The sequence below is a fragment of the Actinomyces acetigenes genome, from assembly GCF_031296635.1.
GTDB lineage: Bacteria > Actinomycetota > Actinomycetes > Actinomycetales > Actinomycetaceae > Actinomyces > Actinomyces acetigenes.
The window spans coordinates 1-11,772 of sequence record NZ_JASPFC010000004.1 but is presented as its reverse complement, the minus strand read 5'-3'; the positions used below and the strand labels follow the sequence as shown (position 1 = coordinate 11,772).

The 11,772-nt window shown below is 65.8% G+C and carries 10 protein-coding genes, 1 pseudogene and 1 riboswitch; of the genes and pseudogenes, 8 read left to right on the top strand and 3 right to left on the bottom strand.

The annotated features are described in order from the left end of the window. Positions 1–11 precede the first annotated feature (11 nt). The 5 genes from acpS to RIV14_RS02310 all read left to right on the top strand — a co-directional run bounded on the left by acpS (position 12) and on the right by RIV14_RS02310 (position 5,915). Complete coding sequence (gene acpS, locus RIV14_RS02330) at positions 12–518, top strand: holo-ACP synthase AcpS (protein ID WP_075372346.1); 507 nt, start codon at positions 12–14, stop codon at positions 516–518. Between the two features lie 260 nt (positions 519–778). Further along, positions 779–2,272 carry a sodium/proline symporter PutP gene (gene putP / locus RIV14_RS02325; RefSeq protein WP_075372347.1) on the top strand — a complete coding sequence of 498 codons (1,494 nt, stop codon included), beginning with the start codon at positions 779–781 and terminating at the stop codon, positions 2,270–2,272. Positions 2,273–2,303: 31 nt separating this feature from the next. Further along, positions 2,304–3,458, top strand: coding sequence for a glycerate kinase (locus RIV14_RS02320; RefSeq protein WP_075372348.1), 1,155 nt, complete (start codon positions 2,304–2,306; stop codon positions 3,456–3,458). Positions 3,459–3,535: 77 nt separating this feature from the next. Continuing rightward, positions 3,536–3,686: riboswitch (FMN riboswitch) on the top strand. Positions 3,687–3,868: 182 nt separating this feature from the next. Further along, positions 3,869–4,816, top strand: coding sequence for an ABC transporter permease (locus RIV14_RS02315; protein ID WP_075372349.1), 948 nt, complete (start codon positions 3,869–3,871; stop codon positions 4,814–4,816). Between the two features lie 52 nt (positions 4,817–4,868). After that, positions 4,869–5,915, top strand: coding sequence for an ABC transporter substrate-binding protein (locus tag RIV14_RS02310; protein ID WP_075372350.1), 1,047 nt, complete (start codon positions 4,869–4,871; stop codon positions 5,913–5,915). A 34-nt stretch (positions 5,916–5,949) separates the two neighbouring features. On the opposite strand, the gene RIV14_RS02305 is transcribed toward RIV14_RS02310, so the two are convergent. Then, on the bottom strand, positions 5,950–6,603 hold the full coding sequence (locus tag RIV14_RS02305; protein WP_075372351.1) for a MerR family transcriptional regulator: 654 nt from the start codon (positions 6,601–6,603) through the stop codon (positions 5,950–5,952). 351 nt (positions 6,604–6,954) lie between these two features. Between RIV14_RS02305 and RIV14_RS02300 the strand changes: the two genes are divergently transcribed. Further along, entirely contained in the window at positions 6,955–8,322 is a 1,368-nt protein-coding gene (locus RIV14_RS02300; RefSeq protein WP_075372352.1) for an MFS transporter, read from the top strand. Here the strand turns inward: RIV14_RS02300 and hisG are convergent. Together hisG and RIV14_RS02290 are read right to left on the bottom strand one after the other, a co-directional pair. Beyond that, a complete protein-coding gene (gene hisG / locus RIV14_RS02295) occupies positions 8,299–9,144 on the bottom strand; it encodes an ATP phosphoribosyltransferase (protein ID WP_075372353.1) in 846 nt (281 codons plus the stop codon). The genes RIV14_RS02300 and hisG overlap by 24 nt on opposite strands. 58 nt (positions 9,145–9,202) lie before the next feature. After that, positions 9,203–9,466, bottom strand: coding sequence for a phosphoribosyl-ATP diphosphatase (locus tag RIV14_RS02290; protein WP_075372354.1), 264 nt, complete (start codon positions 9,464–9,466; stop codon positions 9,203–9,205). Between the two features lie 1,240 nt (positions 9,467–10,706). On the opposite strand from RIV14_RS02290, the gene RIV14_RS02285 reads away from it, so the two are divergent. Continuing rightward, a complete protein-coding gene (locus RIV14_RS02285; RefSeq protein ID WP_075403385.1) occupies positions 10,707–11,348 on the top strand; it encodes a DUF6318 family protein in 642 nt (213 codons plus the stop codon). Between the two features lie 224 nt (positions 11,349–11,572). Next, positions 11,573–11,772 (top strand): annotated as a pseudogene (locus tag RIV14_RS02280) (zinc transporter); the annotation flags it as partial.

The following is an 11,772-nucleotide window of genomic DNA, read 5'->3' as shown; positions in this document are numbered from 1 at the left end:
AGTACTCCGTCATGACTGAGCCGCAGCTTCCGGACACGCCGCAGCCTTCCCCCGGTTCCACCGTTCTGGCAGTAGGCACGGACCTGGTGCACATTCCGGGTTTCTCCGCCCAGCTCGAGCAGCCCGGCACCGTCTTCGCACAACGAGCCTTCACTGCGCGCGAGCTCAGAGACGCCCACAACCGCTCGCAGGACAGGGGGACGAGCCCGGCCCAGCACCTGGCCGCACGCTGGGCGGCCAAGGAGTCCTTCATCAAGGCCTGGAGCCAGGCACACGTTCTGTGCGCAAAAAGTCGCGGAACGAGTAGTTCTCCAGTTATCCTGGCCGAGGACGTCGACTGGCGTGAGATCGAGGTGGTCACCGATCGGTGGGGCCGCCCTTCCTTACGCCTGAGCGGCACCGTTGCCCGTGCTGTTGAACGCAGCCTCGGAGAGGAGGTATCAACCCCAGGGTGTTGGCAAGTTTCCATGAGCCATGACGGTGATTATGCCGCGGCCATCGTCCTTCACGTGCGTTGAGTCGTGCCCGCACAGAAGGAACAATGAAGAAACCTCGACCATGATCAAGTGAGCGGTCACTGCTGCCCGTCATGTCACGTGCGGATTTCCACATCATCTGCGGTGATTGTCTGCCACTCATGGTCGCGCCATCAGGAACATCAACGACGAGCCGCGACAAACCGCGCACGCCGATCCGGATCCCTTGAGAGGCTCCACGAGCCCTTTCTCCAACGGCGGCAGCGGTGTGTCTCCCCTCTGACTGACGTGAGGACATATTGATGACTGCCACTACCTACCAAGCCATCGCGATGATCGTCTATTTCGTGGCCATGCTCGCCATCGGGGGCTGGGCCTATCTGCGAACGGACAACTTCGACGACTACATGCTCGCCGACCGCGACCTCAATCCCTGGGTGGCGGCACTGTCTGCGGGAGCCTCGGACATGTCGGGGTGGCTGCTGATGGGACTGCCGGGGGCCCTGTATGTCAGCGGCCTGGTCGAGGGGTGGATCGCTGTCGGACTGACGGCCGGGGCTCTGGCGAACTGGCTGCTGGTGGCTCCTCGCCTGCGCGCTTACACCGAGGTCGCCAACAACTCCATCACGGTCCCCAGCTTCCTGGACAACCGGCTCCACGACACGCACCGGCTGTTGCGGTGGTCCAGCGGCCTCATCATTCTGGTCTACTTCACCTTCTACGTCTCCTCCGGCATGGTCGCCGGCGGCCGTTTCTTCGAGTCCTCCTTCGGCATGGACTACCACCTCGGCATGGTCATCGTCGCCGCCATCACCGTGGTCTACACGCTGATCGGCGGCTTCCTGGCCGTGTCCTACACCGACTTCGTCCAGGGAGTCATGATGGTGGCCGCCCTGGTCATGGTGCCCGTCGCAGGGGTCATTCGACTCGGGGGAGTGTCCAACCTGATGAAGGCCGTCTCCGAGGTTGACGCCCACTACTGGGTCATCTGGGGGCCGACGACGACGCTGCTCGGCGTCATCTCGGCACTGGCCTGGGGCCTGGGCTACTTCGGACAGCCGCACATCATCGTCCGGTTCATGGCCATCCGCAGCCCCAGGGAGGCCGTGGCTGGCGGCACCATCGGAATCGGCTGGATGCTCTTCGCGGTGCTCGGTGCTGCCGGCACCGCCGTCGTGGGCGTAGCCACCTACCACCACGACAAGAAGCAGCTGGCCGACCCGGAGACCGTCTTCATCACCCTGGGCAAGCTGCTCTTCCACCCGTTGGTCGCAGGATTCATGCTGGCAGCCATTCTTGCCGCCATCATGTCGACGATCTCCTCCCAGCTGCTCGTCACCTCCTCGGCGCTCATTGAGGACCTGTACGGCTCCTTCGCCCGAACCCGAGAGGACAAGATCAGCGGCAACCGCATGGTGCTCTACTCGCGCATGGCGGTATTCGCCATCGCCTTGGTCGCCGCGATCATGGCCTGGAATGACAGTAAAACGATCCTCGCGCTCGTGGCCTTCGCCTGGGCCGGCTTCGGCGCCTCCTTCGGCCCCACCATTCTGCTGTCGCTGTACTGGAAGCGCTTGAGCGTCATGGGTGCCTTCGCGGGAATGATCACCGGGGCCGTCGTCGTCATGATCTGGGGGAACGTCTCCGGCGGTCCGGGCGGCATCTTCGACCTCTACGAGATCGTGCCCGGATTCCTGAGCAACCTGGCCGTGGCCTGGGCCGTGTCCCGCACGAGTCAGCCCTCGAAGGAGATCTCCGAGGAGTTCGACGCCGCTGTCACCGCCTCGCGGGCGTAGCCGGCCTGGGTAGTCGGACAGTACCGCAACCATGAGGATCGTCATCGCACCCGACTCCTTCAAGGAGTCCATGACCGCCGTGCAGGCCGCTCGGGCCATGGCGGTTGGGGTGCGCGACGCCCTGCCCACCACATGCGTGGTTGATCAGGTCCCCGTCTCCGACGGTGGAGAGGGTTTCGCCGAGGCCGTCACGGCCGCCTGGAGCGCCTCGTGGCAGGAGGTGACCACGGTTGACGCCCTGGGCCGGCCCCGGATGGCGGGCTTCGGACTCGACGGCGATCGGGCCGTTGTCGACCTGGCCTCCAGCGTGGGACTGGAGCACATCGCGCCGGGAGAGCGGGACGTCATGCGCTCCTCGACCGCAGGGCTCGGCCATGTCATCACTGCCGCGGTCGACGCCGGCGCCCGCTCACTGCTCATCGGTCTGGGTGGGTCGGCCTCCAACGACCTGGGCCTGGGGATGCTCGTGGCGCTGGGCGCCCGCTGCCTGGACGAGCGGGGAGGTGAGGTGGAACCGGTACCCGCCGAGTTCTCCCGCATCCGGCGGATCGAGGTCGGGCCGGCTCGCCGTCGCCTCGAGGGCGTGAGCATCACGGTGGCCGGTGACGTGACGAATCCACTCACGGGTCCCCACGGCGCGGCAGCCGTCTTCGGACCGCAGAAGGGACTGTTCGGGCCTGCGATCACGTGGGTTGATGGCGAGGTGACGCGCCTGGCCGCAGTCCTCGGCCTGAGCCACTGGGCCTGCCGCCCGGGCACCGGGGCGGCAGGCGGCACCGCCTTTGCCCTGGCAGCTGTTCTCGGGGCGGAGCTTGCCACCGGCATTGATCACCTGGCTCGCGTCGTCGGACTGCGTGAGCGGCTGGAAGAGGCCGACCTGCTGCTGACAGGGGAGGGGACCGTTGATGGGCAGTCCTTGAATGGCAAGGCGGTCAGCGGAGTGCTCCGCCTGGCCTGTGAGTACGGGGTGCCCTCCATCGTCTTCGCCGGACGGGTCAGGATCGATGCCGCGGCACAACAGCGTCTGAGTGATCTGGGAGCCCAGCGCATCATCCAGATCTCCGATCCTTCCGAGGCACTGGAGACGTCTCTTAGACGGGGCCCGGAACATCTGCGCCGGGCGGTTGCGGACGCTGTGGGTCACTGTTCCGCTGATGGTGGCCAGCTCGAGCCGCGCTCTGAATGACATCCCGTGAGCACGCTCAGCCATGAAGAGGTCCCGGGTACCGTCGTGGGACGGTTGCGTTGTATCCTTACCGCCAGCAACGTGCTCCGGGGTCGGTGAAAGTCCGAACCGGCGGTCACAGTCCGCGACCCGCTCGCACCACACCCGCCTGAAGCGGCTATGGGTGCGACGGCTGAGCCGGTGGAACTCCGGCACCGACGGTGAAAGTCCGGAGGGGAGGATGCGCGTGGCGCTCGGCGGGGAGACCCGCAGCTCGAGACAACGTCCCGAGCTCACGGACAGCCGTGAGCTCGCCGGGTGGTGAACCGAGCGGGCGCCCAGCACGTGTGTGCGCCGACCGACGGTGCACAGGCGGACCCCGGTGCAGCCGGGAGCGCCCGTTCCCGGAACGTCCCGGGAAGGACACCACCGTGTACAGCCCCAGCCCCATCGGCAAGGCCGCACGCCCCCACGCTTCCCCCGCCGAGCCGCCCAGTGACGTTCCTGAGCCGTCGACATCCTCGGCCTCGTCGATGACCTCCCTGTCAGAGTCGTTCTCAGAGTCGCCGTCCAGGCCTTCGGCTCGTCGCCGACGTCGCATCCGCGCTGCTGAGCGGAGCGGGCCGTTTCCCGCCGTCGTCCTGGGAGCGGCACTGCTCATCATCTGGCAGCTCGTCGCCGGCTCGGGGGCCGTCCCCGAGATCTTCCTGCCCAGTCCCTGGGCGGTCGTCACCCGCCTGTGGCTGAACCTCACTCAGGCCGGGCTGGGATGGAGAGCCTGGATCACGCTGCGTGAGGCCCTCCTCGGCTGTCTCCTGGCCGCCGTGTTCGCTCTGCCCCTGGCCTGGGCCCTGTACTGCTGGCGGCTGTTCTCCCGAACTGTCCTGCCCTATGTCGCTGCAAGTCAGGCGGTTCCCGGCATCGCCGTCGCGCCCCTCATGGTGCTGTGGATCGGTTACGGAACTCTTCCCATCGTGGTCCTGTGCGCCTTCATGGTCTTCTTCCCCATCACCATCACGGTGCTCCTGGGGCTGCGCGGCCTGGACGCCGACGTCATGGACGCCGCCCGGCTCGACGGCGCTCATGGCCTGAGCATGCTCATCCACATGGAGCTTCCGATGGCTTTGCCGGCGATCTACACCGGGTTGCGCACCGGTTTCACCCTGTCAGTCACCGGTGCGGTCGTCGGCGAGCTCATCATGGGCGGCGAGGGCCTGGGGACAGTGCTCTCCACGCAGCAGAGCCGGGGCGACACGACCGGCGTGTTCGCCACGATCACGCTCCTGTGCGTGCTGGCCACATCCATCCACTGGGTGCTCCATGAGCTCGAGCGACGCAGTCGCACCGTGGACGCCCTACGAGGCCGACGCGCCACCTGAGCCCTGCGCGGCCTCCGCTTCTCACCCCTCCGACACAAGGAAACTCCTCATCATGGCTGTCTCTCACCTCGTCGTCTCCCAGTCATTCCTCTCGCGCCGCCGGCTGCTGGCAGGAGGCCTGGCGCTCACCGGCGCCGGAGCACTTGCCGCCTGCTCCTCGGGGACCGCCAGCCGCGCGGCGTCGGCCTCGGCGGCCGGAGGCGCACTGACAATCGGCCTGACCTACACGCCGAACATCCAGTTCGCCCCCTTCTACATGGCTAAGAATGACGGGACATACGCCACGAACGTGACGCTGCACCACCACGGGGCGCAGGACGGTCTCTTCGACGCCCTCCAGAGCGGCCATGAGCAGCTCGTCGTCGCTGGCGCCGACGAGGCGGTGGTGGCCACCTCCAACGGCTCCGACCTCGTCGTCGTGGGCGGCTACTACCAGTCCTACCCGGCCTGCCTCATCGTCCCGGAGAGCTCGCCGATCAAGGCTCCCGCGGACCTCAAGGGCAAGACCGTCGGCACTCCAGGCCGCAAGGGTGAGACCTGGTACGCCCTCCAGCTGGCCATGTCCACGGCCTCCCTGACCGAGTCCGACCTGACGATCCAGGACATCGGCTACACCCAGCAGGCTGCGCTCGTCGGCGGCAAGGTCGACGCCGTCGTCGGCTTCTCCAACAACGACGCGATCCAGATCCGCCAGGCCGGCACCCCCGTGCGTACCATCCAGGTCGCCGACCGAATCCCCCTCGTGGGCGTCTCGCTGGTGACGACCCGATCCCTGCTGGACTCCCGTCGCCAGGACCTCGAGACCGTCGTCAAGGCCTCGATCAAAGGCATGACCGCCTTCGTCAAGGACCCCGACGCGGCGGTCGAGGCCACCAAGGAACACATGGACGACCTCAAGGTGGATCAGACGCAGGCGAAGCGCGCCCGCGAGGTCGCCGTGGCCACCGGCAAGCTGGTCAGCGGCGACGGCAGCCACCCCATTGGTTCGGTGCGGGTAGACGACGTCGCCGCCATGATTGAGTTCCTCACCTCCCACAAGCTCCTGGGCGACAAGAAGACGCCCAAGGCCGCCGAGGTGTGCGTTCCCCTAGGGCAGTAAGTACACGGGTGTCAGGGGCGCGCCGGTCGCGTCGTCATTCCTCCGGCGGGGAGTCCGGTGTCGGATCCTGCTCGCCGTCGTGGTGCTCGTAGTGAGCCATGCCCAGCTCGCGGTGCGCGATGCGCCGTAGCGCAAGGAGTACCGGCTCGTAGACCACGGTCCCCAGGACCGCCTGCCTCACCGAGTCCTCGCGCGACTGCCAAGGGACACGCTCGATATCGGCGCGCGCAGTCCGCCGCGCGGCCTCGACGTAAACGGCCAGCTGCTCCGAGCTCATGGCCATACCGATCTCCTCAGCGAAAGCCAGGGCCACGTCGAGGTGCCTGACCGCAGGATGCTCGGGGGAGCAGGGCAGGCCGAACTGCTCCAGTACCACACGCGCCTTGCCCGTCCTCGACTCCTCGTGCTGGTGAGGGGCTGGGATCGCCTCGGTCGCGAACTTCATCGCCTCCCACGGCTCCTGATCCGGTTGATTGATCACGTCGATGACATCACGCACCTGCTCAATGGATGCGCCTAGGACGTGCATGAGTCCCCGAATGAGGCGCAACCTCTCCAGGTGCTGAGTCCCGTAGTCAGACTGCCGCGCGTTAACGGGCGTACCGGCGGGTAGGAGGCCTTCGCGGATGTAGTACTTGATCGTCGCCACCGGGGTCCCGGACTCCTTGGCGAGCTCCGAGATACGCATGGTCCTCCTTCTTCAGCGGCGTCGCCGGGCCGTCGTGCAATGTCGCCCTGGTCCGAGCATACGAGCGCACACGGCCCCCGAGGCTCACGCGCGCCGATACCAAGGTTCAAAGGGAAACAGCTCAACCCCCTGAGACGGCAGAACGGCGGCAATGTCTCGCGTGACCTAGTTGGCAGAGAGCGTTGGGTTGACATATGGATAGCAGCGATATCTACTTAGATCGATACTTTCACTATCCAGTTAGGAGTCGTCTTGTCCACCCAGACCACACATCGTTCGCTCGGCGAGCCTTCCCCCACCTCGCCAACCACCGGAACCGGGGACCATCATCGAATCCCTCCTGCGTGGGTCATGCTTGCAATCGCCCTTCCCACCCTGATGACGTCACTGGACTCACTGGTGGTCACGATCGCGCTTCCGCAGATTCACCGGGACCTGGGGGCCTCGGTCACCGAGCTGCAATGGTTCGTCAATGCCTACACGCTCACTTATGCCACCTTGATCCTGCCAACCGCAGCACTGGGGGACCGGATCGGGCGCCGCAAGCTCTTCCTGTGGGCGGTGTTCCTGTTCACCTCAGCCTCAGCTCTGGCAGCACTGGCCTCCACACCCTTGGCACTCATCGGCGCCCGGGTGGCCCAAGGTGCCAGCGGGGCGGCCATCGGCTCACTGTCCCTGGCGCTCCTGGCCGACGCCGTACCCCCACATCTGCGAGAACTCGCCATCGGTGTGTGGGGCAGCGTCAATGGCCTGGGTGTTGCCGCCGGCCCCATCGTCGGAGGCGCCGTCGTTGAGGATCTGCACTGGAGCTTCATCTTCTGGATCAATCTCCCAGTGGGCGCCCTGTCCCTGTCACTGGGATGGTGGAGTCTTCGCAACGTCGTCACCGTAGGCAGGTCTGGGGCTCGGTCAACCGACCTCGTGGGACTGGCGATGGCGGCGACCTTCGTCTTCCCGTTGACCTGGGCACTGGTGGAGGGCAGCAGCCGCGGCTGGACCAGCCCCCTGGTTCTTGGATGCTTGGCTCTGGCACTGGCCTCATTGGCCGGCTTCATCTGGCGGGAGCGCACCGCTCGTAGTGCTTTTGTGCCAGCGCGCCTGTTCCGCGACCGGAGCTTCGACCTAGTCAACACCGTAGCGATGCTCTTCTCCGCAGGGATCTTCGGATCAGTGTTCCTCGTCAGTCAGTATCTTCAGATCGGGATGGGCTTTGGCCCACTGGAGTCGGGACTGCGCGCAGCACCATGGACCATGGTTCCCATGGTGGTGGCCCCGGTGGCGGGAGTGCTCGTCAAGCGCTACGGGCCACGGGCGGTGCTACTGATCGGTATGGTGCTGCAGACGGCGGCAGTAGGGTGCTTCGTGCTCCTGGCGCACACGAGCAGCGGTTACGGCCCCTACGTCCTGCCCATGCTCATCGCAGGTACTGGCATGGGGCTGACCTTCTCCCCGTTGGCAACCGCAGTCCTAGAGGGGATCGCGTCTCAGGACCGTGCCATCGTCTCGGGGGTCAATCAAACGGCTCGTCAGCTGGGGACGGCCACAGGCATCGCGCTGTGCACTGCCCTTTTCACCACCTTCGGCGCTTACGCCCCTGGTGAGAGATTCACCGCCGGACTCGTCCCAGCGCTGGGCGCCTGCACGGTTTTGCTGGTAGCGGCCACAGCACTTGTCATTGCCATGCCTCGCGGCCGGTTACAGCCGGCAGGCCAGCAGTGAGGAGACGAGGATGGCGCGCGCCCCGACCTCGTAGAGTTCGTCCATGACCCGGTTCATGTCCGCTCGCGGGACCATGGCGCGCACCGCCACCCAGTCGGGGTTCTGCAGCGGGGAGACGGTGGGGGACTCGATGCCCGGGGTAAGGGCCGTCGCCAGGTGCAGCTTGTTTATGGGGATGTCGTAGTCGACGAGCACGTAGGCGCGGGCGCGCAGCACTCCCTCCAGCCGCCGCACGAGCGTGGCCAGTCCGGGCTCTGCGCGGAACTGCTCGGTGGTGATGAGCACGGCCTCGCTGACGAGGATCGCATCCCCGAAGGTCTCCAGGCCGGCCGCCCGCAACGTCGTACCGGTCTCGACAACGTCGGCGATGAGGTCGGCCACACCCAGCTGGACGGAGGACTCCACGGCGCCGTCGAGGTGAACGGTCTGGGCCTCCACGCCCCGGGAGGCCAGGTAGCTGCGCACCAGGACGTCGTAGGAGGTGGCCACGCGGCGCCCGGCGACGTCGGCCAGGGAGCTCATCGTGCCCTTGGGGGCGGCGAAGCGGAAGGTGGAGCGGGCAAACCCCAGGGGCAGGTGCTCGACGGCGTCGACCCCGGAGTCCAGCAGCAGGTCCCGGCCGGTGATGCCGGCGTGCACGGTGCCCTGGCCGACGTAGACGGCGATGTCGCGCGGACGTAGGAAGAACAGCTCGACGTCGTTGGCCTCATCGACGAGCACGAGCTCACGGCCCGCACGGCGGGTGCGGTAGCCCGCCTCGGAGAGCATGGTGATGGCGGGATCGGACAGGGAGCCCTTGTTCGGGACGGCGATACGCAGCACGGCGGTTCCTGATCTGTGGTGGGGGAGTCGAACGAGGAGGCCTGAGAGGCCTGGGGACCTACAGGAAGCGGTAGACGTCCTGGAGGCTGTAGCCCTTGGCAACCATCATGACCTGGGCGTGGTAGAGCAGCTGGCTGATCTCCTCACAGGCGGCCTCATCGGACTCGTGCTCGCAGGCCATCCAGGCCTCGGCGGCCTCCTCCACGAGCTTCTTGCCGATGAAGTGGATCCCGCGGTCCAACTCCTCCACCGTCCCGGAGCCCTCAGGGCGGGTGGCTGCCTTGTGCTGCAGCTCGTCGAAAAGGTCTTCAAAGGTCTTCATGGGCCTAGGTTATCGGAAAGCCGGTAGTCCGATGACCGACTCCGTGCCATCTCGTGACGTCTGAGGCTCCAGTAGGGGCGGGCCACCTGGACATGTGATGGCTTGTTACCCATTGTGCTGCGGGAAGGCGGCTGGACGCCCTCAGTCGTTCTGATGCGTTCGGGATGTACTGCACGAGAGTCAAGAACCTACAGGGCAAGGTTCAGGGGTACCTCCAAGAGAGTCGGGGCGCGTGCAGTGCGCGCGCTCTGGCCATACATCTACATCCCCACCTTCGTGGAGTAGACCGATCCAAGGGGACCGGCTCGGGGGAGCGTTGGACCGGACCGCAGGGAGCCTGTACAGAAGCTCGTAGGGAACGGACAAGGGCAGCTGAAGCGAAGGTGCCCGGATCCACCATAAGTACTACTCCAGCGTCGATCACGCCAGCGGCTCGGGGCTGGCACGACAAGCGCTGGCTCCTTCGCCGTATGCGCACCTGGCGTTCATCGTCAGAACTCTGCGGTTCAGGTGCGCCTCCCTGGCACGTGGTGAGGGAAGCAGCGTTCGGCAGGCTACGGGGATTCTGCCGGTTCGTGAGGAGCGTGGGGGAGTCCTGTGTCAGAGGTTTTCCACAGGGTGTCTTGAGGGTCTGGTGTGGGGGCGTTGGGGCAGGTAGTGTCAATACACCGCTTGGACGGGCAATGTCGCCCGGCCGGGCGGGGTAAGGAGTTGTTTCGGCGGCGAGGAGGCTTCCGTGATGAGTGCGTCCCTACGATCCCCCAAGCCTGCGGGTGCCCGGGAGCCGGTATCCGGCTCTGGCAAGGTCGCCGCGTCGGAGCAGCGCCCCGTGAAGCAGGGCCACCACTCCCGCCTGGACCTCGACGGCCCCGGCGAGCACATGGAGCGAGCAGCTCCGACTGGAGGGGCGGAGCCGCCAAGTGGTCGATCATCCGTGTCGGAGCTGGGTCTTACCTCACGTGAACGCCACGCCCGCCTGGACCTCGGCGAGCACGCGGGGCGGGTGTCTCCGCCTGGAGGGGTGGAGCGGCCGAGCAGACGGCCAGCCACTTTGGGGCGGCGTCCCACCGCACACGACCGTCAGACCGGCCTGAACCTCGATGGCGTCGACGGGCACGCGGAGCAAGAGGCCCTGACCGTCAGTCCGGGACGGCCGCGTGGGGTGGTGCTGTCGTCGCGCAGGACTCGGCCCGGTTCTCGGCCCGGGGCTCGTTTCGGGCGCTGGCGGGGTGTGGCTGGCCTGGTGGTGTGTGTGCTGGCGCTGGGGGTGGCGGCCTGCTCGGTGAAGGACGCCAAGGCTGAGGCCAGCGTGAGCGCCAGCGCCAGCGCGTCGGCGGCTATCGCCCGGGCTGAGAAGGGCATTGCGGATGCCAACGCCTCTGCGACCGCCTCCCGGGAAGCGGCCCTGACCCCTGAGCTGCGCGCCAAGCGCGATGCCGCCCTGGCCGAACCCGCACCAGCCAAGCCCGAGCAGATGAATGACCAGACACGTGAGGGGGCAGCCATGACGGCCTGGTACTTCCTCGAGCTCTACCGCTACGCCTACATGACCGGCAACACCGCCGAACTCGCCGCCATGAGCGACGACCGCTGCCAGTTCTGCAAATCCGTGATAGACCGGGCCACCAAACTCCACCAGAACGGCGGCTGGGCGGACAAGTGGGACCAAGAAATCACGAACTACACATACTACGAGAAAATCGAAGGATACGACTACAACGAACTAGACGTGACTATTAATCATGATAAAATGATCTCCCATCCTGGAGGCGATAAAGCACCAGTAACTTCAGACCGCAAAGACAACGAAGTCCTGGACTTCGCAATCCGACACAACGGAACTCGCTGGATGATCGGAGAAGTTGAGGTGATAAACTCATGAAGTTCGATAGGGACGTGTTGTCTGTTATAGCTATCTTCTGTATTACAGTAGCCCCAAACACCATGGGAGACCCGAATTCAAACAGCCCAGAAGGTTCCATAGAATACGGAGCCACCAATGGTTCTCATTCCACTTCGGCACACGGAGTGCACCAAGAGAGGGTAGAAATACCTTCACCCTCCACGCCCTCCCAGGACGCCCCTCCCACCCCTCCTGGAACGACGGTGCAGTACTCTGATGATCAAACGAAGGCGGCGATACCTCACGGCAGTTGCAAATCTTACCAAGATGAGCACAAGAAAATGCGGGCTGCATGCAATTGGGATCCAGAGCCTGAACCCTCCGAGCCCGCCGGCGATGATGGGCCCCGCACGATCACGATCACCACTCGTCAGGCTGCGACGCTGATTGCTCAGGGCTCAGG